This window comes from Nostoc sp. (assembly GCF_036917675.1).
GTDB lineage: Bacteria > Cyanobacteriota > Cyanobacteriia > Cyanobacteriales > Nostocaceae > Nostoc.
Genome location: NZ_JBALCT010000051.1, coordinates 115,876 through 139,330, shown reverse-complemented (window position 1 = coordinate 139,330; position 23,455 = coordinate 115,876). Strand labels below are relative to the sequence as shown.

The following is a 23,455-nucleotide window of genomic DNA, read 5'->3' as shown; positions in this document are numbered from 1 at the left end:
CTTCAATCCAAAATCCAAATCTAAAATGGGAGAGTTGAGAGTTAAGAGTCAATATTTTGACTTTGGCTCTTGACTTTTTGGCTTTTTGGGTCACTTTTTCTACCAATTTATAGGACAATACGCTTGGCTTAAGGATAATCGTAGGTTGGGTTGAACGAAGTGAAACCCAACATTAAGCGTTAATTGTTGGGTTTCGTTCCTCAACCCAACCTACGCAACTTAAGGTTTTTAGGGCTAACCCAAGCGTATTGGTTTGTAGGAAGATCAATTAAAGATGCATTCTTCGTGGTCTTATGTTCACTATCCCAGACCTAGAGCAACTGCAAGCAGAGCATCCAGAATGGCAGATGGAGCTTGTAGACGGAAATATAGTTGTTATGGGCCCATCAGATTATGAGTCAGAGGAAATAGGTGCTGAGTTTGCACGGCAGATGGGTAATTGGGTACGCCCACAGAGACTAGGATGGATAACGGGTTCTAGCGCGGGTTTCATTTTGCCTACCTTAGAAACTGAAAACGGCAAAGAAGCTGATAACGAAAAACGAAATCTCCGCGCTCCTGATGTATCTTTTGTTCGGGCTGATAGACTAAAAACAAGCAAGCGCGACTTTGTGGAACTGGTGCCTGACTTGATGGTAGAAATAAAATCTAAGTCAGATCGCATTAAACCATTAGTAGAAAAGATTCAGCTATTCTTACAACTTGGAGCTACGGTTGGTATTTTGATTGATCCTGACAAATTGACGCTCACCGTTTATCGACTCAACCAAGAACCAATAGTTTTGCAGGACAACGACAAACTGACACTACCAGACTTATTACCAGGTTGGGAGCTAGTAGTGTCAGAAATTTGGCCCCCTGTGTTTGAGTAGTTTAGAAATTATTACAGCCAAGGACGACTAACTAGTTCTAACTGCCCAATTTCATCCTCGTTTAATCTCCAGCCCAAAGCACCAGCATTTTGCCGCACTTGTTCGGCTGTCTTCACCCCAGCAATGGGAATAACGTTACCCTGAGCAATTAACCAGTTGAGAGCAACTTGGGCTGGGGTGCGATCGTATTTTTCCCCGAAGTTGCGTAACAAAGATATGACTGGGGCAATTTTTTGCAGACCTTCTTTCTTAAATCGCGAGTCTATTTTCCTCGCACCACTGGGGATTTCAGCACTATCAATACTGTACTTACCTGTGAGTAATCCCTGTGCTAAAGGACTATAAGCCAAAATAGTCACACCTAAATCACGGGCAGTTGTGATAATACCTTGGCTTTCAATTTGGCGACTGAGTAAAGAATAGCGTACTTGGTTCACAGCCAAAGGCACTCCACGGGCTGCCAATATTTGATGCGCGTCTCGCATTTGTTCTGCTGAGTAATTACTCACACCGACTGCGGCAATTCTGCCGAGCTTCACTTCATCCGCTAGGGCATTCATCAAGGTTTTTTGACTTAAAAAGAAGGCAAAAGGCCAATGCACTTGGTACAGGGCGATTTGCTCTAATTGTAAGCGTTTGAGGCTTTGAGTTAAAGCATCAGAGACGGATTGGGCTGTAAATCGCCACGGTAGGGGACCAAATTTTGTGGCAATTTGTACAGGTTGTTGTGTCCGTTGCAAAAATTGCCCCAAAAATTTCTCGCTCTTTCCCATTCCGTAGACTTCGGCAGTATCAAAGAAGGTAATACCAGCTTCTAAGGCTGCTGTAAAGGCTTCTTGTAACTCTTCTGGGCCGTAGCGATCGCCATAATTCCAAAATAGTTTATCACCCCAAGCCCAAGTGCCTATGCACAAGGGTGTAACAACTGGGCCATTTTGCCCCAATGTGATATTTTCCACGGTTGCAAAATTTAATTTATTTATATTTCTTTACTTTTATAGTGTATCGTCACAGACAAAATTGGGTATGGAGCATTGGACACCATAGCTCAAACTGACAATGTTTCAACTTACCTGTGTAATGAAGCGTCTGGAGGGGCATTTTCCACGATTTCTGCCAGGAATAGTAACCTTAAACCATTTTTGGGGCGTAACTTTTCTGCCAATGCTGCCTGTACAACACTTGATGGGTTTTGCTCTGGGTGATCTTTTAAGTATTGGTCAAATTGTTTCCACAACTCATCAGGAATATAGAGTGTTCGTTTCATTTTATCAACCTCTGGAGGTAAAACTAGTGTTGTACTCTCATAGTATTTACTGGAGTGCGATCGCCTACCTCTTAAAATTCGGTTTCAGTAACGACAGTATTAAATAGGTAATGTCTGCCACTGCCAAAAATCTATTCTGTCGAGCCAACCAATTTGTTGCAGGCAGAGAGAGAGAGGCAGACACTTTGCTGTCGTCGGCTATTTATTAAGAGTTACTGAGATTTTAGGAATCCTATAGATAGATTTATGAATTAGATGATTTCTCCTGCTTGGCTTTTTTGATTAATTCCATGTAGATATTAATCTCACTAATTTCTAAATCATGCTCAACTCTGGTTACTTTCCATCTCTCCTTTTTTAGGTAAACTTCCTCTCCTACTCTGGGAGTAAATTGGAGATCGTAGAACTTTTTGAGAAAATCTTTTTGATTTTCTTCCCATAATATTACTTTGACTACTTCTTTGTTCATTACCTATGCCTGTTTTTTTACTAAATGAAGGCAAGTATTTTGAGGACATACATACAGCAAGTTTATCTTACTAATTCAATATAATAGCGTAGTTAAAACCACATTTTCACATTGATATTTTTATGTGGCTTGATTGCATCTGATAAAATTACAGAGCAATACTATAACTATAGTAATTATTACTTTTAGCTTTATAAAATATTTTTCCGTGTATTAGAGTTTTATGAAATACAAGTATAGTGTATCAAACCAAGAGTTATTACAATTGATTTATACTGATTAATACAGTCATTTATTTAGCACATCCAAAATTTTTATACTCCCTAATATACTTAAATGGAAAAGGGATTACGGTACTTTGCCCTGTGCGGACAAAATCAACATCCATAGTTTGAAGAAGTTGTCTGAATATCAGTTTCGATTTATTTAACGCAACGATTTGACGGAGATGACAGGCATCTTTGAAAGAATAATCTTTTACATTTCTATCTGCCACGAAATAATATGCTTCTTTTTCAGTTTCACCGAAATATTTTATATTGAGAGAAGCGTCAAATAAATCTTCAATATTTTCCTTCTGTTTTGAAAAAATCAGCCTTATGTTATGTTTGTTTAGAAGATAGTTCCGTAATTCAGATGAAATATTTGAACTCTTTCCTAGCCTTTGATTCAGAAGATTTTTGAAGCTTTTTTTGTTTTGAAATTATTCTTCAATGCTTCTATAATAGGTTTTCGGAATTTTGGCTCAATATTTTTGCGAATTTCTGTTTCAAGGCTATCTTTAATTTCTTTGGGAAGTTGCCTATATTGGAGTGTTTTTATATAAAATTTTAATTTTTTATAAACTTCTGTTTTGAATTGATCAGGAATTTCATCATCAACAGCGAATAGATTTTGAGTTACAGTATCTATATTAGAATCAATAAAAAGAACATATTTATTAAAAGTATCTTCTTTTGCATCAGTAATAAAACGCTCTTTAAGTTCGGAAATTGGCAAATTTTTCTTGAGGTTGGTAATAAATAGGATTTTTCTATTTTGAGCAGCAAATTCCTCGTAATTAGAATAGATAAAGTTGAGGACATTGTATGTTTTACCAGAACCAGTCGGCATACTCAGGAGAAGCAGCCCAGGATTAAATTGTTTACAGTATTCGTTTAATATTTGTTCCATATCCCTGATAACCTTAATAAAGTTTGAGATGCTTGGATGTCAATGATATATCTATATGGCGATCGCTAACTATGAAAGCAGTATTAGTAGCAAAAGTAGAAGTAGGCAACTATCTCAGTTAAGCCGCACCCATTTGTCTTTTAGCCCGACAAGACAACTCTGGGCGCGAACTTTACTCGTATAGCCTTACAAAGAATTTTTTCACCTGGGAACTGGTACTTGATTAATTACCGACGCAATTACCGCATCCATTTGTAAACCATCCAACATTGCTTCTGGTTTCAAAATGAGGCGATGACGTAGCAGTGGCGATGCAACTGCTTTCACATCATCTGGCGTGACAAAATCTCTTGCAGCTAACCACGCTAGGGCTTGAGATGTCTGCAACCAAGCACCGGCGGCGCGAGGCGATGCGCCCAAAGTTAAATCAGGATATTGACGCGATGTTCTCACCAACGCCAACAAATAATCAACGATCGCTTCTGATACTTTAACTTCTTTGACTGCTTCTCGTGCTTGCAAAATCTCGGCGACTGTTGCTATTGGTTTTAAACGGCTAATATCCAAACGCCGTGCTGCAAAACCCGCCTGACGATTGAGTAACATTTGCTTTTCAGCAGCTTGATCGGGGTAATCTACCACCAGCTTAAATAAAAATCTGTCCAACTGCGCCTCTGGTAAGGGATAAGTCCCCTCAAATTCCAGGGGATTTTGAGTTGCAATCACCCAAAATAAATCTGGTAAGGGCAAACTTTCACCATCCAGCGTTACCTGCATCTCTTCCATCGCTTCCAGTAGCGCCGCTTGTGTCTTGGGAGGAGTACGATTGATTTCGTCTGCTAGCAGCACTTCGGTAAATATTGGCCCTTTTTTCAAAGTGAAATTGCGGCTATTCAAGTCAAAAATATTTGTGCCAGTAATATCTGAAGGTAAAACATCTGGTGTTAGTTGAATCCGGCGAAACTCCCCTTTGATTAACTGCGCCAACACTTTTACTAGGAGAGTTTTCCCAGTTCCCGGTACTCCTTCCAAAATTACGTGTCCACCCGCTAACAGGGCCACTAAAAGTTGTTGTATTAGGCTAGATTGTCCGACAACTACTTGATTAAGACCTTGACCAAGGCGAATTAAGATAGAATGGGTTTCGCTCATATTTTTTATTGATAAATAACTAACGCAGAAATATTATGCTTAATTCCAAAAAATTAATTACGAATTACGAATTAGCCTGATGCTTCGCCATTTCCCCAACCAGCTTAACAGCTCTCGTTCACTGATGGGTTCTTTGCGAGATTGTAGCTTTAAAACTGCATCTAGTTCTGCTGCACTTGCACCTGTTTTTTCTATCCAGAAATTGATCAAGGCTTGACGTTCTAAAAGTACTTGCCCTAATCCCAAGGCTTTTTGGAGTTGTAGTTGTTCTTGTTTACCCACCATCTGTAAAACAAAGTCGGTGGTATCAGCTTTCTGCAAGACTCCGGCTAAAGCTTGGATGTATGCCTCGCTGTTATCTACAACTGGTGTATCTAAAGCTACTGGCTTACCAAAGCGGCGATTCTGCGCCCAAATTAGCACCAATAGTAGGATACCTACTTGCACTAATATTGGAAATAAGGGAGTTTTTATAAAAAAGCTAGATAAATCTCCTTCGCTTTCTTTCTTCCTGACATCGGCATCTTTATAGCCGTGGATGTATTCATCCACAAATACTGTGTTACCTTTTTGCGTTACTAAGCTCGCTAGATACTTGAAATTACTTAAATAATCTTGGTAGGCGTTGGCGGCTAAATAAGGAGTGGTAGAAAAAATCACCTTTCCCTTTTTGTAATTTTCTTCCCAGACAACAGCACCAAAGCGATCGCCTAAATCAACTTGCTTGGAGTTAGCTTTCTGATATCGTCTACGTGTATCAATTTTGATATCACCTTGGGGAGATTTCTGCATAGTGCTAAACTCTGCTTCTGTAACCCGCGCCCCTGCACCCAAAATTATCAAAGTATTCCCTTTTTCTACCCATTCACGCTCTTGACTATCCAGTGTCGTCTCCCTTGGATAGCCGCCTACCTGTAGGATGGTGAGTGGGCTATTTTCTTGAATATCACTAAAAGGCTTTTGCCAGCGCTTGATAGAAATTCCCTGCTGTTGCATAAAAGCATACCAAGCACCATAGCCATCAGAGGCACGATTATAAGTAGAGCCAGTGTTAAGTTTAGTATTATTGGGAGCCGCGATCAAACTAAGTAAAACGATCGCTGCTAGTGCGATCGCTCCTATCCAAGCAAGGCGATTTGAACGTTTCATTTTCGACTTTTAGTATAATCACTTGGTTTCAGTATCACTAGTGTTAATACTTACTTATTTTTCAGGTAAAGTCAAAAATATAATTAATTTTATCTCAGTTTCCCAGCCCTACGCGCTCTCTATATGTGACTGCAATCTATGACATCTTACGGTGGTAAACCACCTTGCTGAATCTGTGTAATAACAGCTATCGAACAAGTTCCTTTCGGAATAGGACTACCAATGATAATCAACACAGCTAGTTGAGTAGCATCCATATCTTCTTTGAAGACGCTCTTACGTTTACTTGCGGCAGCAGCCCAATAAGCAACATTTTCAGTCTCTGGCTGGAAATTAGGTTTGAAAAGGGTTTGGGCTTAAGTTGATACCAATGAGCAATGCTGTGCCCCTACCGCGTGGTCTATTTATCTTAGAGGATGTTTTAAAAGTTGAAACCAGTCAAATATTTGTCTATTTTATTTTCTGGAAGTCCATTTCTTGAGCGCTTGTTAAAAAATCATCATCCAAAACTTAAAACAAAGAGAGTGATTGACTCTAAATAAAAGCCCTTACAACGCTTACTGTAAAGGTATTTGAGCTATTTCTTGCCTGGAGAATTTTCTCAACTCCAGTAAAAATTGTGAAAAGTTCTAATTCTGCATCACCAGAAGTTATTTACTTTTGAACAAATGGGTACAGACTTAGAGTTACTCTACGACTTATTCTCAAGGTTGTAACCTTTAACTTAAAAGCAATCAAGGACGATGATAGTATTTAACGTTATAGACGTAGAAGACAATATATATTACCTAAAGTATAAAGAAATCCAGGAAACAAAAGTAGCGGATGAAGGTAAAAACAATGACGATTACCTTGATGCTAAATACTTTCAAGTTATTTTCAAAAATGGAGATATAATCCTTCTGGAAATGGATAAACAGAATGAACTTAGCCAAATGCTTCTTTACCGTTTATTAATGCGTGGAGAATAGTCATAACCTGTCCTGATATCTGATTCGTAAAGAAAATCTAAACAGAACTAAATCTAGCTTTACTCACGTTATAGGCTAAATCGAGTATAGTTATTTTGTTGTCGATGAGCCGTCTACCCGCGACCCTTGAATCCGCATTGCAAACTATACCGAAGTGGTTTAAGCGATGCCGAATGGTTAATTATCAAGCCTCTTCTACCGCGATCGCTCCTATTCGACCGCAACGTTCAATTGACAGAACTCGAAAATGTATTACATTACCTAGACATAACCTTATCGCAATAAAAACTTTCGTCTCAGACGCGAGATTCTCTATACCCCTAAGCGAGTAGAATTCTCTAGCAAATTAAGGAGATGAGTCGATTGCAAATTCGCCAAGATGACCTGACAGGTAAAAAGATCGCTGATTTTATACAGGAACATCTCCAAAGTATGCATGAGATTACCCCGCCTGGAAGCGTTCATGCTTATGATTTAGAGGCATTGCGCTCACCCAATATTATTTTATTTTCGGCTTGGGAGGGGGATGAATTACTCGGATGCGGGGCATTGAAAGAACTTTCTTCAAAAAGTGGTGAAGTCAAATCAATGCGTACCGCTAAGGCTCATCGTCGTAGGGGTGTCGCCTCGAAGATTCTGGAACACATCATCAAAGAAGCTGAACAGCGTGGTTATGATCGCCTGAATTTGGAAACAGGGGCAATTCCAGAGTTCGCCTTAGCACGAGCCTTGTACACACGGTACGGGTTCGAGTATTGCGGCCCCTTCGCTGACTACATTGATAACCCGAATAGCGTATTTATGACGAAAAGGCTATTTAACCGCACATAATATTACTCAAATTGCACAAGCGATCGCCATCGCTCCTATTCAAACAAGGCGATTTGAACGTTTCATTATGCTAAGGCTGAGGAAATTCTCATTCCGATACTGCTTGAGCCACTAAACCTTCAATAAAAGTATATATTTTGTCATCGCTCTTAGTAGCATTACATATTAGATAGGGAATGTTTAATTTGTCCTTGATGTACTCAGCATAATAAATTTCTTGTTCTTGAAAAGAGCGTAGCAGAGCTAGATCATGTTTAATACTGTCTCTTGAGCTTAAACGAGTATAAATATTTTCAGGTTCCTCAACCAAAACAATAATAGCACTAGGAAAAATGCCTTCATATGTGGAGTATGGAATTTTAGTGATTTCATTATCCTTGTTTAAGAGGCAAAAATGCCCATCAATTAAATATGTTTTGTCATTTTTTAAATACTTGTTTATTGCTTTTACTAAAATGTCTTGATTTTCGGCAATATTCTCAACTTGTTTGTTACAAAGATGTTCCTCTGCCTTTTCTCTAGTAATCAGATTGCTTGCTGAAAAATGTTCGATATTAAATCTTAATTCTATATTTTTACAAAGGGTTGTTTTACCAACACCATGCACTCCACCGACGAAAATTATTTTACGTTTTACCATATTGTTTCTTTCTTAAAAAATAACAAAAATGATGAGCTTTAAATCTAAATAACGATTTGTTTACTCGTCAACTCTAAAAAATTGCTCCCGCGATCATTTCATTTAGTACCGAAAGTAGAATAAAATTAATATACTCTATTTATTGCAATGCAAATAAACTCAACTGTTCACTTAGTCTTCCTTCCTGCATTAACTGATTTCTTCCTTTATTAAGTGCATCAATCCATTCGGACTGAATGTACCAATCTTTACGCCAGTTGATTGTGGCTTGTGGTGGTGTGAAATTTGGGCATCTTTCGTGTATTTCTTCCAGAGAAATTGAAGGAAAAATAAAGCTTTGATATATAAAAGTCCCGTATGCAAATTCACAATTTTTAAAATATATATCATAGAACTCTTTGTCTACTCCCAGAATGTGGCGATACTTACTCCACATCTTTGAAACAGGTAAGGATATAGTTTTATCCGCCACAAAACCTCCCCTTATAATAGAATCAGGTGTTGTTTCGTACAAAAGAATTAGATCACCTAATTCCATCCCAATTGAGCGTTTTCGCAACTCAATTTTTTTAGTACCATCAATAATGCGTTCAGCGTAAATTCGCTTTATGCTTAGAGCTTTGATGTATTTAACCTGCATAAAAACCTCCAAGTTCAACGGCTATTCTATAACGTTCTATACCAAGGCTGTGCATTGTTTGTGGTGGGCCATTGAGAACACCATTACTGAGTAAGTCATTTAGATGAACTACTTGACTAAGTGGCATTAGGAAGTCGAACTCAACAGCCTGTCGTTCTTGTTCCTTACTACCGATCTCTTCTAAGGTGAGAACACCCTTCATACCGAAATCACTATACAGTTTAGTGGGTGTTCCAATGTATCGATTAACAATTCTGGCGATCGCTACTATACCAGATATAGGATGGCTGGCATAAAACAATATTAATGATCCTCTCATGTCATCTTGTTTACAACTACATCGTCCATAGTAAACCGTCTTGCCAGCTTGAAATATCTGAATCAAGAATTGAGGGCGAATTGGTATAACATAAGCTGTTTTAGGAGTGTAGACTGACTCTGCTGGATAAGTCAAGTTTAGCCAAGAATCGAGAGGGAATTGATTAATTAAACTACCATTATAAGCACTTAGCTGAACTGTTGCATCGTGAAGCTGAATTTGTTCAACTTCTTCTCTACCAGCAGGATTATAAGAAGTCGATATTATTGATGGAAATAGAATCTTTGCCTTATTTATTGCGTCCAAACTACTCTTATCAGATTCGTAAAAGAATAGTTTCGTTAAGAACCATTCCGGTTGATGAGCTTCACGTTGGTATATTTCCCGCCCTATACCTTCTACCCAGAACCCATAACGTTCAAAGAATTTAACGAGTTCGACTCTGGCTGTGGTAACAAAGGCTCTTCTAATTCGTTCTGATTTCCATTGCTCAAAACAAGTTAAGATTAAGTTTCTTCCAATACCACTACGTCGATAATTCTCAGTAACAAAAAGAGTTGATAGTTTAGCTATTCCATTCCCTTTCGGCTTCCAAATAGCAACTCCAATAGCTTGTCTATCTCTATAAGCTACGTTAAAAACAGCATCTGAACTGCTCATTGTTCTATCGAACCATTCAGGAAAGCCTGGATAAAGCGGAGATAGTTCATCATCAAGGACTCTGACTAATTCGATCTCACGCCTAAACTCCCTACCATTAAGCTTTCTTACCCCAAATGCAGAAACGATAGAATCGAATGAGTCTCCTTCAATATCTCTTCGTCCCCCACCTAATTCTGAGAAATCATCAATGATTACAGCTCGATAAATCCTATCTAGGAAATCCTGTAATTCTTTTTGATTGGGAAATCTAAACCACTCGATTCCAGGTGCTTCTGAAATATGATATCCCTGAATTCTCAATTGGGAATGAATTGTTGTTTCCACCCACTCGCCCGGAACTTTGACTGCACCCAATAATTTTGGTTCTTCTGCATGTGAAGTTCTAATCTGTCCACGTATGCGCTGCAATGCTAATTCTTTAGGATCAGCATCAATACTCCCAGAAGTTCTGCCAATTTTAACTCGTGGCTGTTCCCGCAGATACGAGGGAAATGAATAAATGTAAAGAACTATCTGAATCTCCATATTTTGTGAGTGACCAACATAATTCTGCCTTACTTGACTGAGTAGAAATACGCAAAGGCGTTAGGCTACCTATTATAACTAACTCACGAGTTTTAGCTGCAATTGTCAACTGCTTACGTTAATTTAACCACAAGTGTGAACGATAACGAGAATAAAAACCCATCTAACCCCTCTTTGCAGGCGGGGTTAGCGTGGGTATTATTGCAGAGACTATATTACTCAAATTGCACAAGCGATCGCCCAGATACAATAATGAAACCCACAGAATCAAGCCTCAGAAGCGGCTGGCGAATTCCCTCTAGAATGGCTGCATTTAAAGCAGTTTCTATTTTTAATTCTTCAGCTAATGCATTATCCCAACTTTGCTGATTCAGGCGTAGGCGTAATTGTTCTACTCGATTGGCTAATTTCTTTTGGGCAACAGTAGCAGAACTTTGGCACAATTCAATAAAATCGGGACGATTGGAGAGCAATTCCGAAGAAGTGTTACGCACTTGATAGCAAAAATTTTGCCATTTACTAGGGTCAACAAAATCATCAATAATTCCTAAGCGTTCTTTTGCTAGATTGTAATCTCGTCCTTGATTATTGTTTTTATCTTTATATGGACGTTGCAGAATACTTAAGATTGCTCTATCCTCAACAACACGTATTTGCTCGTTGCGACCATCAACATAGATAGTTTCTATAATTGGCGGAAATAGAGCATCAACACGTCGCTGCAAGTTTTTGAATTGAGAATTATCTAGTTTGTTATCTAGTAAAACTTGTTTGGCAATTCTTAAATTTGCCTCGACTACATAATTGCATTGGAAACCGAACCACTCCATCCCTTCTTTAGCATCCCAAGAGGCATCAGTGCGCCACATCGCAAAGGCTTCCCCTCGGTCATCCCAGTTTATATAGTTCAAGAGTGCTTCTACAAATCCTTCCCCAATCCGAAAGAGTTTAATATCAGAATTCTGATTTGCTACCCGGCGATTATAAGTACCAAATTGGTCTAGATAACTATCAGCAAAACGGTTTTTTAACTCATTTATGGGAACCAAGGTACGCGTCGTCGGTTGATAACGTCGCATCTCTGATGAATCTGGGTTATTTTGTCCCCTGAATCCCAGCGCGTCACAAATCCAGCCTTCAATTGCTCGCTTAATTTCTAGATGACAAGCATCGTAATTATCTAAATCTTGAAAATACTGGGTGGCAATTTCATCATTAGCGTCAATTTCATCTAGAGTATTTTGTTCGCTAATTTTTACTATTTCCGCTTCAATTTGCGACTGAATTGGCTCAATCATCTCTAACAATCCAGCCGCTCCTGATTGAAACAAAACTGTTTCTAATTCTGTAAGTTTTTCATCCACATAAAACTGGAGACTGGCAATTGATTGTTGGAAAATACCAAACCCATCTTTTAATACTTTATACCAAGCATTGTGAGGGCTATCTGGCAAATAGGGGCCAATTAAGGCACAGGATTGGATGCCAATTTTGCTGCCAATGCGGTCAAGTCTGCCAATTCTCTGTTCTAATTGATTAGGCGACCAAGGAAGGTCAAAATGAATTAACCAGTCGGCAAACTGGAGGTTACGTCCTTCTTCTCCAGAGCGATCGCATACTAAAATAAAGCAGTTTGGGTTATTCTTGAACCTATTTATGCCTTCCTCAACCTTGTCAGGTGATTCTCCAAATTGATGGCTGCCTACTGTCTCTGCACCAAAGGTATTAGACAAATACCGGACAATTTCGGCACAAGTTTGCCCAAAACTGGTAAATACAATAAATTTGGGTAGAATATCGCCAGTAATTGGCCTCCGAATTCTCTGCTGTATTCTCGTTAGGAATTCGTTTTGATTCTTCCGAATGTTTGCGGGAATTTTGAAGTAAGTACCTAGCTGATTCAGCAGCACAGTTTTCAAATTTTCCGTCCGTTCTCCGTCCTCTTGAGGTTGACGAATAACTTTTAGTAAGGATTGCAGAATCTCTTCTTCCCCTGAGAATTTGGGGGTTGTATTTAATAGGCGAAGATCATCTTCTTTAAACTCCTGGATGAGTTTAGCATGAGGTTTACCAGTTAAACGGGCGGCAATTACCTGCTCTAAAATGCCTAACCAAGTACCAGCAGCTAGGAATAACAGCAGAAAAATTCGCTGATACTCCAATTCCTGGGGAGCAGCACTACGCCATTGATTAATCAGTTCGTGGATATCAGGCGATCGCTCGTCTAAATCATACTCTTCTTTCGGCGTAAAATTGCGGTCAAATATCACATCTTCCACCGCAGCGCGACGGTTGCGAAGCATTCGCCGATGTAGTCGATAGGTATCGCTGACGTGGATGCGAATCCCTTGGACGATTTGCTCTTGGTTACTAGAATTTGCTTGTAAACAATTTTCTAAATCATCCGCCAGCTTCAGTAAATACTTATCCTCAGCAAAGAGGTTTCGCAATTGCTGCAAGTTGCTTTTGAGAACAAGAGGCTCCGCACCTTCTTTAAAAGAAAGCAGAACTTTCCCAATTTCCTGACGGCTTTCAACTTTGGCACGAAAACCTGCTAAATCATCAAGTTTATAGGTTGTCGGGTCGAGCAAGTGCAACATTGCCAGAAAATCTTGCTCATGATTGAGAACAGGAGTGGCGGATAATAAAAGTAAGCGATCGCTCTTATGAGCAAGTTCTTTGCAAGTCTGAAAACGCTGGCGCACTGTTGCATCCTTAGAGGTTGCCATTGCTGCGATGTGATGAGCTTCATCTAAAATTAAGCAGCCTATCTTCGCTTTCAGGTTGATTTTATGGATATCTTCAACCGCCAGGACCGCTACCCGTTTGCCAAAATGGGAGATGTAAAACTTGTTTTCTAACTCAGTCCGCCATTGTTTGAGCAAATATTGCGGAACTATTACCACCGCACCTTTTTTTGGTTCATCAAGAAGGAACTGACGCAGAATCGCACCCGCTTCGATAGTTTTTCCTAGTCCCACCTCATCTGCTAGCAAGTAGCGTTGAATTGGGTCTTCTAGTACCCGCCTGACTACTTCAACTTGGTGAGGATAAAGATTAATATTTGCCGAAATCAGTCCCGTCATCCCCCGACTGACAGCGCGTTGCTTAATCAAGGATTTCATGAAAGCCAATCTTTTGTCGTGGAAGTAGGGCGTTTCATGACCCTTCATCGCCAGAGTTTGGATGGGGTCTGTGTTGGGTAAATTGCAACGAACGTAAATTTCTTCTTCAGTAACAATTGCAGTTTTCTTATCTGGTAAATCAATTTGATACATTTCTGTATCTTCATCCCAGATGAAAATTCTGCCAACTAGCCATTTATCCTGGCTTTCGGACTTGATATAGCATCGAGACTGGGGTTCAAGCTTGACTTGAGAGAGCGAATTTAAAGGTAAAGTTTTTTGGAGACGTTGCCCGATTGAGCAGAAATACTCAACATTTGCATTGGTATCAGATATTTCCATAACTTTTCCGATACCCAAAGAGTTATTCTGGGACTGTACCAATAAACCAAGCTTAATCATAGATCCAGTCCCCTGAACACACTAAAAGAACCTTCCAGACTAGTTTGTTAATCCATATCTGGCAATTTTGTAGATCAACATTATAGATAATAAACTGGTATTACAGTTTTGTCATTGCGATTTCTACGATGGTCACTGAGCGGCTGGTGAGCGTAGCGTCTCGTAGAGAAGTGCGGGCTATTCGGCGTCGCTCCACCACAGCCAATTAGTAAAATCAGCAATTTTCAGGTAAATAGACGACGCCCTACGGGTACAGCAATACTCTCAGACATAGCTTTGTACTGGGTACATGACGCTCGGCATTATAAAAAGTTACGACCGAATCTACCAACTATTTACATTAATTTAAAATTTTTTGAATAGCAGTAGATTTTCCTCGCTAAAATTCATCAATTTGTTGAGATTGGAAAAAGCTGCCATTTTGAAATCAGGGCAATTTCTGATAAGGATGAAAGTTGTTGCTGTAAATTTTTCAGTAACAAGAAATTTTTTTCATAGGTTGTAGTTTCTTCCTGTTGGGCAAAGTATTTAACCGCTTTTTGTAAGTCTGCGATCGCCGCTTGTTGGTGACCAAGTTGATGGTAGGCTATACCCCGATTAAGATAAGCCTGAGCATTGGTTGGGTTCAGTTTGAGTGATTCAGTAAAATCCCGAATGGCACAAGAGTTATCGCCACTTATACCACAAGCACAACCCCGATTATAGTAAGCTCTGTAGTCATTTGGATTGATAATATTAGCGATCGCTGCTTCGGTTCTTAGCGGTGCGATCGCCAGCGCTACCGAATATACGTTTATGTTTATCATTAGTGCAGCCTTGAGTTTATTGAGTGTATTACTAATAACCAACCTGCGGGCATAGAAGCAACATATTCACATCGGATTGGGTAAAAGCCTTGACCAATGCTCCTTCAATTGCCAGAAGCAATTCTCCCATCAGCAAAACACGACACGAACACACATACGGTATGTTCGACTGTTTTTAGTACGGCTTGCCGTAATTTTTCTTTATGTCAAGTATTTGCAAAAAATGTTTACATATTGTTATGATCTATCTCGGAAAGAGGGGGTATGCCTATGCCTAGTTTATCTTCGACAAAAACCAATTTTTGAAATATTAGGCTTACTCTTTGACGTTTCCAAAACGAAAGCGAATGATGCCTTTAATTATTGGGTAGAAATTTGAAGAAATATCTTATCTTTACCTTGATAACGCCACGATACAATTAAGGTGATGTAGTTTTATTTACTATGAAGAAAATTAGAGACAACACAATTAAGTTAAATCAATTTTTAAAGTTGATGGGTATAGTGCCAACTGGAGGGCAAGCCAAGCTGATGATTCAAGGTGGCGATGTCCAAGTAAACGGTATGCTGGAAACCCGACGAGGGCGGCGACTAGTACCGGGTGATAAAGTGACAATAGAAGGACAGACTTTAGAGGTGGATTTGAACAACAATGAAGACCAAGATGTAGTAATAGATTTTCCTGAACAAACCGAGTAAAGGATTTTTATCTCAAATTTCAAAGTTCCTCTTTTGCCTTGTGAGTAATGCTGCAAATTTCCAACAAAGTTATTATTCCACAGAGTGATATTGAAATTAGTGCGATTCGTTCGCAAGGAGCGGGAGGCCAAAATGTGAATAAGGTTTCCACTGCGATTCACTTGCGCTTCGATATTGTGGCTTCATCATTACCAGATTATTACAAACAACAGCTTTTAAAGCTGAATGATCGACGCATCACCCAAGAAGGAGTTGTGGTAATCAAAGCACAGGAACACCGAAGCCAAGAGAACAATCGGGAGTCAGCGTTGAGACGACTTCAAGAACTCATTCAAAGCGCAGTTATGGTGACGAGAAAACGCAAACCTACTAAACCGACTCGTAGTTCTCAAAGAAAGCGGCTTGACTATAAAAGTAAGCGCGGACAGGTTAAGTCTAACAGAGGGCAGGTGACAGATAGTTGATTTAGAAATTAAACTTTGGTACTCAATTTTGTTGCAAAATCTAACCAGAGAAGTAAGACTAATTCCTTCTATGGAGTGTGATCAAGTTCATGACTTAGTTGGTTAGCTTGAGAATAGCAACTCTTAAAGGTGAAAAAAGATGAATAAGACTTTACTAACGATTTTGATGTTTGCCCTGTTACTCTTATTCATCATCTCTCCCTTTGCTGCCCTTGCTAGTTTAATGCTATTAGTGTTAGTTTCGGCATTTTTCTCTTTACTAGGAAACTTGTTCCAAGCAATAATTGGTCGTGACACCATTTCACACAAACCCTGATATATATAAATTTCTCGTAGGGGCACAGCAATGCTCATGAGTGTCAACTTAAGCCTTGGCGAATGGAATAGAGCCTCCGGCACGCTGACGCGAACGCGGCTACACAAACAAAGTCTGCCTACGCGTACTAAGGAAAAATGAGTGTGTGAGTGGACGAATAAAATAATCCATGAGTCAAATTTAAGATAATTTACTGAGTGGTGTTGCTAAACCGTCAATGCTAACAAGATTTTTTTGCTGTTGATATTCCCGAACTCCCTCTTCGCCTTTTTTACTAGCCCAGTTTACTAAAGTCTGGCGCTGACCTCGATATTCATAGAGTGGTACACCAAAACCACAGGAAATCTGTATTTTTTCAATGTCGGCGACGATAATTTGACGAGTTCCAGGCATTGGCAAAAACAGAGAGTACAGAGAGTCCCAATCTGGAGAACTCGGTAAAATCGTGCTTCCTTGACCGTAAAGACGCAGGATACACGCGGGTTCCTCAAAGGCGCAAAACATAAAGGTTATCCGCCCGTTTTCTTGCAAATGGGCTGAGGTTTCGTTACCACTGCCTGTAAGGTCTACGTAAGCTACTCGGTGGGGAGAAAGGATGCGAAAGCAGCTTAGACCTTTAGGAGACACGTTAACATGACCCATAGGACTCAAGGGTGCAGAGCCAACAAAGAAAAGGTGTTGGGCTGCAATTAAGTCTTGCATCTCCTCAGTAATAGAGTCAAAAAATTTAGACATAGACTGTCTGATTTATATGGGGAGTGGGGAGACGCGATTAATCGCGTCTGTACAAAAATTAGGAGTAGAGACGCGATTAATCGCGTCTCTACAGGAAGGAGTTAGGAACTGTTACTATCTCATATACCGACTAGCCATCTGGATGGCATCAGCGATATCGACATTACCATCGCCGTCAGCATCCAAGAAGGAATTCAGTACCGGATTTGGGCCACCTTGAGGATTCTGAGTATTTGCACCTGATTGTAAAAAATGTAGTACCAAAGGTATTGCTGAAGGGAGCAATTGTTGAACTATACCAGCATCCAACCCAGTTCGCTGGGCAGCAATTTCAGCTACCTGCTGTTGTATCTCAGGAGAAAACAGCGAATCGACGGCTTCGGGGTTAGGTGAAGTACCAGCATATTGATTCACTAGAGTTTGTGTGGCTTCATTACCATCTGTGGCTTGCTTGTCTTGTAAAGCAGAACGCACTTGACCACCCACTATTGACAAAACTGATTGGATGGTTGACGGATCTGTGCCTGTGCGCTCGCTCAACTGCTGTACAGTGTTAACAATACTTCCCAGTTGACCTAAGCTACCCTGTTGATTAGGATTAGCGATCGCACCAAGAATTTGATCGAAAAGTCCCATAAGTTTGTTTCTCTCTTTATTCTCAAAAAGCTTGCCAAAACGTACCTGGATTTAACTCAGATTGGCAAGTAATTTTACCCTGATGTTTTTCTACCACAATCTGATATGCGATCGCTACGGCGGGCTATTCGGCGTCGCTAGCCCCAAACCAGTACCATAACGCATCTTATCTTTTCGCTGTTCGGCTAAAAACTCGATAGTATAGCCATGTACTAGTTTCCTTTAAGGGAAACAGCAGATAGGTAAGAGGATTTATTGTCACAATAATATTTCGGAAGTCGCGCCGTGCCCAAAATAAGATCCCACGAGCAACTTGCTGTGCAGACATCACTCCATAGGGATTCAATTGACTCTTAAATGGCCCAAGAATTAACTTGCGAATTACACAATCCCCGTCTAATCGCTTCAGGGTAACAATATCCCCTAGCGCTCGTTTGCTGAGTTCATAAAGCGGACTCAGCGCTGGAGACACCTCAGCCTCAGAAGTATTCACCCAGATTTCTTTAGTTGCTTTTGCTTGTGGTCCGGTTACAGTTGTCAAAAATATATCCATCAACCGCAATGCTGAAAAGGTATTCACCTCATAGGAGGAGTTGATAGCCTCCGGTGTGCGGCTGGTATAGACATTGACTCCGTGGTTGATAATTAAAATATCTACTTTCTCTAAACTATCCCTCAGATTGGCTTCATTGCCCAACTGCCAGGGAACCACTTTCACCCCAACTTGCTCTACTAATTTTTCTGGATTAGTAGTTAATCCCACGACTTTAGCATTATTTTTTACAAGTTCAGCCGCTAACGCTTGTCCCAGCGCTCCTGACGCTCCGGTTAAAGCCACGGTTTTACCCTTGAGAGATAGTCCTGTGCCAAGAATTTTATCCACCAAGGGAAAGACACCACTGTAGTAAGCGTTGACATCATCAAAATGATGCCGCCAATGGTAAGACCGATTCACCCACCAAATGGATGGAATTGTTTCTAAAGGTCCGGGTAGGTGGTTATAGTCGGTATCAATTTTTCCCTGGAAATACCGTATAGACGCGCCATATAAGAAGGTGCAAGCATAAGCTACTCCCAGCCATAACCCCATTTGCTGGACAATTAAGGCAATGACTACCAATACCACCAGCAGTAGACTCGACTCTAAAATGTCGTGATAGAGTTGGGATTCTTGATAAACTTTCAGGGAAACTATTGATAAATCGCGGCGATAGGCCATGTGGTGCTTGTTGTGCCATTTAGCAAGCCAATTGACTTGGTGACACAAAGCATGGTAACTGTCTCTCAATATCTCAGCAAGTAAAAGTGAAATAAGTCCCCAACTAGCAAACTGTAAGCTGGCATTTAGCCAAACCCAATTAATTTGTAATCTTGTCTCAATTCCCATTAAGTTTTCAGCTAGCATTTTTATCATCTTTGTCTATACTCGTTTTTCTTAATCATTCTTTATGATCTAATAAAGGTGCGTTAAGGTCGAGTCTAGAATAACCAATGCCCAATGCCCAATGCCCAATGCCCAATGCCCAATGCCCAATGCCCAATGCCCAATGCCCAATGCCCAATACCCAATTACGAATTAGTTATGATATGCCAGTTGACTTTCAGATAACCAGATTCAATGCGGGTAAGATGTTTGCTCAAATGCTGATGTGCTTTTGGTAGGGCGTGGAACGGAATTGATGCATACAAATGATGCTCTGCATGAAATGGCATATTCCACATGAAAAATCGTGCAGGCCAGAGGGTTAGGGTTGTGCGCGTGTTTGTAAGCAGATTGGCATCGAGAGTGCAACCTGTATGTTCTGCTAGCAGAATAAACCGGAGAATCGGCTGACCGACAAACAGGGGGAGCAGCCAATAGAGTAAAAACCAAGGCTGACCAACTAAAATTGAGAGAGCGATCGCACCAGCATAAATACTTAACTGCCAACGTGTAGAACGAATAACTTCGGCTCGTGCTGCTTCTGGCACAAATGGAAAATCATCAAATTGACCAGTTGCAACCTGAAAATGCCCATCTATTTTACCCCACCACCACAGTAAACCGCTAATGATCAACAAGTATTTACCCAGGTTGCTCGGTTTGAGATCAGTTAGTTCCGGATCTTTGTCAGGAACGCGAGTGTAGCGATGATGCCACTTATGATAACGACGAAAAAACGTGCTGTTGTAAAATGAGAGCAAGCCGGAAAACCAAGCTACAGCATCATTCAACCGATTGTTAGCGAAAGCTGTTCTGTGAACGCATTCATGCATCGGTGCAAACATCGAAGCCAGACTGAAGCCGTAGATTACCAGTGCTGGTATAGCCACCGACCAATTACCAAAATTCGTTGCCCACAAGTAGCCACTGCAAACCATAACAGTGAGATGAAAAGCCAGTTGAACTAGCCCTTTGCTGTTGGAGCGATCGTTTAGAAGACTTAACTCCTGTACACTGAGAATCTGACAGAGGTTTTGCTCGTTATCAGCTTTGCCATCCAATAATTCAGATTGAATAATTGCGTCAGACATAATTGAAATTCTAGATAGTGTTGCTGAAATTAAGTATAAATTTATTTCTTTGATAATCCAAAATTTAAAATGGTATTAGCTGACCACACCAGCGCGAAAAATTTGTTCTGCGGTTAAATTAAACTCTGGGAAAGTTGGTGATTCGATGCGGTCATTACCTCGAAATTTATTAATTAGATACTCATCTTCCTCCAAACAGCAAACCAAGATAGTAGGTTGTTTTGGCTTACCAATGAATTCCCTACCGCCCAATGCGGCATAGTCCACAATCCAGTATTCGGGAATTCCCATTTGTTCATAGTCAGCGTATTTTTTGTGGTAATCATCACGCCAATTAGTACTCACTATCTTTACCACTAAAGGAATGGATGCGGCTTGACTTACAGTAGATGCTTTTTTCCATAGAAGTTCATTTATTAAATTAGGCTGATTTAGTATAAGCACATCTGGTGAATAAGCTGATTCGTTTTCAAGTGGTTTGACGAATACTGTTTTGGGGATGAGATAGGGAAGATTTAAGCGGTCAAATTCGACACTCAGTTTTCTGACCAAAAATCCTGTAACCTCTTCATGGTCGCCTGTTGGTTGTGCTATCTCAACAATTACTCCATCATGGAGTTCATAATGTCTTTGTGGGTTGTCTGGGTACTGAGTAACAAATTCATCGAATGTAACTAGTTTGCGTAAAGCTTGAGTCATGGCTTTATTTCTCTAAGCAACACTGATATGAGCATGAAGGAGGCAGGAGTTAGGGGAAGCGGAGGGAGAAAAAAGACTTATTTTAAGCGTATTGCAATTCTAAGGCTTGTTCAGCCTTTGAACTCCGTTAACGAGTCTTTAAACTGGATGAATCCACCTTTGATACTCATTAACCTAGCTCTTGTACGGAATATTTTACTTCCTTCATTCTCAAGTGTCACACTACGGCTCTTCGATGTTTGGAGATTGGGAATTTGCGATCGCACCAAGCACCCAACCCAGGCGATCGCAATTATGGGAAACTAAAATGAAAGGAGTCAAGAGTTAGTGATTAAAAATTAACCTCTGCCTTGACGTTTAGGTGTTTGGCGTAGTCTGTAGCAGCTTCTGCCTTCCCTGTAGTAACTTCAGCCTTGACGTTTAAGTGTTTCGCGTAGTCTGTAGCAGCTTCCGCCTTGACGTTTAGGTGTTTGGCGTAGTCTGTAGCAGCTTCCGTCTTCCCTGTAGTAACTTCAGCCTTGACGTTTAGGTGTTTGGCGTAGTCTGTAGCAGCTTCCGCCTTCCCTGTAGTAACTTCTGCCTTGACGTTTAAGTGTTTCGCGCAATCTGTAGCAGCTTCTGCCTTGAAGAAAGCTACGACTATTAAATAGCTGGAGGTATTCGTAAAAGCGATCGCAGTTTGTCCTTAAGCCAAAATATAGCGTTTCCTAATGACATGAAGTACATCATAGCCCCCTCTTCGCTTGCGGGGAGGGGGTTGGGGGTGGGGTTCTTGTACCTCACTCAAGTGAGAACCGCTATAAATCTTTTGACTCAGAGATTTAAGCGATGCTTACGGCGGTAAACTACGCTCTCAACTGAAATTTAAGCAGCACAAAAAATCGGGGCAGGTGACAAACCCGCCCCGATCGCTTCTGATATACTGCGCCCAACGGCTAGGGCTACAGGCTTTAAACTCTCAACTAAATGCACCATATCTTCTAAAGAAAGTGCTTGACGGGCATCAGAAACAGATTTTTCTGGTTCTGGGTGACATTCAATAATTAATCCATCTGCACCGCAAGCGATCGCCGCCCTCGCCAGAGGTGCCACTAGTTCCCGTTTCCCGACGGCATGGGAAGGATCTACAATCACAGGCAGATGAGTTATTTGTTTAAGTGCTGCCACTGCCCCTAAATCCAGGACATTACGGGTGTAATTATCGAAGCTGCGGATACCTCTTTCGCACAACACCACATCAGGATTACCGTGGCTGAGGATATATTCAGCAGCCATGACGAATTCTTCAATTGTCGCTGCTAAACCACGCTTGAGCAGTATTGGTTTACCAGCTTGTCCCAAAGCTTTCAGCAAATCAAAGTTTTGCATATTGCGGCTACCAACCTGAAGCATATCAGCGTGGGCGGCGACTACTTCAATTTGGGAAATTGACATCACCTCAGTGACAACTGGCATATTGTAATGCGATCGCACCTTAGCCAAAATCTTCAATCCTGACTCTCCCATACCTTGAAACGCGTAGGGAGAAGTGCGGGGTTTGTAGACACCGCCACGTAACCCCTGAACGGATGCAGTAGATAGCTTTTGGGCGACTATCTCCATTTGTTCTAAGCTTTCAACGGTGCAAGGTCCACCAATAATTACCAGTTCTTCGCCCCCAAAAGCGACTTTTTCTGAAAGTTTAACGATTGTCTGGTGGTTCGGATGAGATTGTGCAGCAAGTTTGGCATTAATCATGGTTTTATTCTCCTAAAAAATTAAGTATTGGACATTGGGCAATTCAATTTTGGATTTTGGATTTTAAATTTTGGATTAAATTTCAATCTAAAATCTAAAATTCTTCCTTCCCCACTCCCCACTGGCAACAAAAAAGCCCGGAACCTTTGAAGAGTTCCGGGCGCGTTCTGATTCATTGGCATGACGCTATTTACCCGGAACTTACTCTAGGCCAAAAGTAAAAGCCATAAAACCAGCTACTGAAATAAGTCATGACCATGAAATTCTCCTTAAAAAAACAAAAACCGCAGAGTTGGCTCTGCGGTTCACCGGGCGGTTTCCGTTAGGAAACTCGATTCATCCCCAGTGAACCACCCTAAACCAAAAATAAAAGTAGGAATTTGTGTTAAGCATTTGCGGAGATTTTGCTGGAAAACTTAAGAAATATACCGATATTATGTAATATAAACAGGAAGAGTAGGCGGTGTCAAGACCCCCACAAACGATAAAAAAGCGATAGACTCATTACAACTGTGGGAGTCAAGACTAGTACTCTGTCAAGTTTAAATTGATGGTTAAGCAAGTTCGTAGTAAGCACTAAAGTCCTGACTACAAACTCTTCATTACTAGCTTGACAAAGTAGTAGTAACGCTTGGCCCAATTCAAAATCAC

Annotated in this window: 24 protein-coding genes; 7 read left to right on the top strand and 17 right to left on the bottom strand. The window is 40.5% G+C overall.

The genetic code is table 11. The annotated features are described in order from the left end of the window. Positions 1 to 293: 293 nt before the first annotated feature. Positions 294 to 872 (top strand): Uma2 family endonuclease, encoded by a 579-nt coding sequence (locus tag V7K31_RS18660; RefSeq protein ID WP_335095961.1) that lies wholly within the window; start codon positions 294 to 296, stop codon positions 870 to 872. Between the two features lie 11 nt (positions 873 to 883). On the opposite strand, the gene V7K31_RS18655 is transcribed toward V7K31_RS18660, so the two are convergent. The 6 genes from V7K31_RS18655 to V7K31_RS18630 all read right to left on the bottom strand — a co-directional run bounded on the left by V7K31_RS18655 (position 884) and on the right by V7K31_RS18630 (position 6,082). Then, positions 884 to 1,831: an aldo/keto reductase gene (locus V7K31_RS18655; protein ID WP_335095958.1), complete on the bottom strand. Its 948-nt coding sequence runs from the start codon at positions 1,829 to 1,831 to the stop codon at positions 884 to 886. 110 nt (positions 1,832 to 1,941) lie between these two features. Beyond that, positions 1,942 to 2,139, bottom strand: coding sequence for a hypothetical protein (locus tag V7K31_RS18650; protein WP_335095956.1), 198 nt, complete (start codon positions 2,137 to 2,139; stop codon positions 1,942 to 1,944). A 244-nt stretch (positions 2,140 to 2,383) separates the two neighbouring features. Then, entirely contained in the window at positions 2,384 to 2,608 is a 225-nt protein-coding gene (locus V7K31_RS18645; RefSeq protein ID WP_335095955.1) for a hypothetical protein, read from the bottom strand. A 669-nt stretch (positions 2,609 to 3,277) separates the two neighbouring features. Further along, positions 3,278 to 3,781 carry a DEAD/DEAH box helicase family protein gene (locus tag V7K31_RS18640; RefSeq protein WP_335095953.1) on the bottom strand — a complete coding sequence of 168 codons (504 nt, stop codon included), beginning with the start codon at positions 3,779 to 3,781 and terminating at the stop codon, positions 3,278 to 3,280. Between the two features lie 201 nt (positions 3,782 to 3,982). After that, on the bottom strand, positions 3,983 to 4,933 hold the full coding sequence (locus tag V7K31_RS18635) for an AAA family ATPase (RefSeq protein ID WP_334829748.1): 951 nt from the start codon (positions 4,931 to 4,933) through the stop codon (positions 3,983 to 3,985). A 57-nt stretch (positions 4,934 to 4,990) separates the two neighbouring features. Beyond that, positions 4,991 to 6,082, bottom strand: coding sequence for a DUF4350 domain-containing protein (locus V7K31_RS18630; RefSeq protein WP_335095952.1), 1,092 nt, complete (start codon positions 6,080 to 6,082; stop codon positions 4,991 to 4,993). Positions 6,083 to 6,825: 743 nt separating this feature from the next. On the opposite strand from V7K31_RS18630, the gene V7K31_RS18625 reads away from it, so the two are divergent. Continuing rightward, complete coding sequence (locus V7K31_RS18625; protein WP_335095949.1) at positions 6,826 to 7,053, top strand: hypothetical protein; 228 nt, start codon at positions 6,826 to 6,828, stop codon at positions 7,051 to 7,053. Between the two features lie 354 nt (positions 7,054 to 7,407). After that, positions 7,408 to 7,884, top strand: a complete 477-nt coding sequence (locus tag V7K31_RS18620) for a GNAT family N-acetyltransferase (protein WP_335095947.1) — start codon at positions 7,408 to 7,410, stop codon at positions 7,882 to 7,884. An 88-nt stretch (positions 7,885 to 7,972) separates the two neighbouring features. On the opposite strand, the gene V7K31_RS18615 is transcribed toward V7K31_RS18620, so the two are convergent. The 5 genes from V7K31_RS18615 to V7K31_RS18595 form a co-directional block, all read right to left on the bottom strand. Further along, positions 7,973 to 8,524, bottom strand: coding sequence for an ATP-binding protein (locus V7K31_RS18615; protein WP_335095945.1), 552 nt, complete (start codon positions 8,522 to 8,524; stop codon positions 7,973 to 7,975). 139 nt (positions 8,525 to 8,663) lie between these two features. Beyond that, positions 8,664 to 9,164: a DUF3850 domain-containing protein gene (locus V7K31_RS18610; RefSeq protein WP_334941183.1), complete on the bottom strand. Its 501-nt coding sequence runs from the start codon at positions 9,162 to 9,164 to the stop codon at positions 8,664 to 8,666. Then, positions 9,154 to 10,671, bottom strand: coding sequence for a GNAT family N-acetyltransferase (locus V7K31_RS18605; RefSeq protein ID WP_335095944.1), 1,518 nt, complete (start codon positions 10,669 to 10,671; stop codon positions 9,154 to 9,156). Before V7K31_RS18605 ends, V7K31_RS18610 begins: the two co-directional genes overlap by 11 nt. A gap of 215 nt (positions 10,672 to 10,886) precedes the next feature. Beyond that, positions 10,887 to 14,198, bottom strand: coding sequence for a protein DpdE (gene dpdE, locus V7K31_RS18600; RefSeq protein WP_335095941.1), 3,312 nt, complete (start codon positions 14,196 to 14,198; stop codon positions 10,887 to 10,889). 389 nt (positions 14,199 to 14,587) lie between these two features. Beyond that, positions 14,588 to 15,004 carry a tetratricopeptide repeat protein gene (locus V7K31_RS18595; RefSeq protein ID WP_335095940.1) on the bottom strand — a complete coding sequence of 139 codons (417 nt, stop codon included), beginning with the start codon at positions 15,002 to 15,004 and terminating at the stop codon, positions 14,588 to 14,590. Between the two features lie 223 nt (positions 15,005 to 15,227). Between V7K31_RS18595 and V7K31_RS18590 the strand changes: the two genes are divergently transcribed. From V7K31_RS18590 to V7K31_RS18575, 4 genes are all read left to right on the top strand, one after another. Continuing rightward, positions 15,228 to 15,383 (top strand): helix-turn-helix domain-containing protein, encoded by a 156-nt coding sequence (locus tag V7K31_RS18590; protein ID WP_335095938.1) that lies wholly within the window; start codon positions 15,228 to 15,230, stop codon positions 15,381 to 15,383. A 65-nt stretch (positions 15,384 to 15,448) separates the two neighbouring features. Beyond that, entirely contained in the window at positions 15,449 to 15,703 is a 255-nt protein-coding gene (locus V7K31_RS18585; protein ID WP_334829755.1) for an RNA-binding S4 domain-containing protein, read from the top strand. Between the two features lie 47 nt (positions 15,704 to 15,750). Then, positions 15,751 to 16,167 (top strand): alternative ribosome rescue aminoacyl-tRNA hydrolase ArfB, encoded by a 417-nt coding sequence (gene arfB / locus V7K31_RS18580; protein ID WP_335095936.1) that lies wholly within the window; start codon positions 15,751 to 15,753, stop codon positions 16,165 to 16,167. Between the two features lie 139 nt (positions 16,168 to 16,306). Beyond that, positions 16,307 to 16,483, top strand: coding sequence for a hypothetical protein (locus V7K31_RS18575; protein ID WP_335095933.1), 177 nt, complete (start codon positions 16,307 to 16,309; stop codon positions 16,481 to 16,483). Between the two features lie 180 nt (positions 16,484 to 16,663). On the opposite strand, the gene V7K31_RS18570 is transcribed toward V7K31_RS18575, so the two are convergent. The 6 genes from V7K31_RS18570 to aroF form a co-directional block, all read right to left on the bottom strand. After that, positions 16,664 to 17,218: a pyridoxamine 5'-phosphate oxidase family protein gene (locus V7K31_RS18570; RefSeq protein WP_335095932.1), complete on the bottom strand. Its 555-nt coding sequence runs from the start codon at positions 17,216 to 17,218 to the stop codon at positions 16,664 to 16,666. Positions 17,219 to 17,332: 114 nt separating this feature from the next. Then, on the bottom strand, positions 17,333 to 17,854 hold the full coding sequence (locus tag V7K31_RS18565; protein WP_335095931.1) for a DUF937 domain-containing protein: 522 nt from the start codon (positions 17,852 to 17,854) through the stop codon (positions 17,333 to 17,335). 166 nt (positions 17,855 to 18,020) lie between these two features. Beyond that, entirely contained in the window at positions 18,021 to 19,268 is a 1,248-nt protein-coding gene (locus V7K31_RS18560; RefSeq protein WP_335095928.1) for a bifunctional sterol desaturase/short chain dehydrogenase, read from the bottom strand. A gap of 155 nt (positions 19,269 to 19,423) precedes the next feature. Further along, a complete protein-coding gene (locus V7K31_RS18555; protein ID WP_335095926.1) occupies positions 19,424 to 20,368 on the bottom strand; it encodes a fatty acid desaturase family protein in 945 nt (314 codons plus the stop codon). Between the two features lie 75 nt (positions 20,369 to 20,443). Beyond that, complete coding sequence (locus V7K31_RS18550) at positions 20,444 to 21,067, bottom strand: Uma2 family endonuclease (RefSeq protein ID WP_335095923.1); 624 nt, start codon at positions 21,065 to 21,067, stop codon at positions 20,444 to 20,446. A gap of 864 nt (positions 21,068 to 21,931) precedes the next feature. Then, positions 21,932 to 22,804, bottom strand: coding sequence for a 3-deoxy-7-phosphoheptulonate synthase (gene aroF / locus V7K31_RS18545; protein WP_335095921.1), 873 nt, complete (start codon positions 22,802 to 22,804; stop codon positions 21,932 to 21,934). Between the last annotated feature and the right edge of the window lie 651 nt (positions 22,805 to 23,455).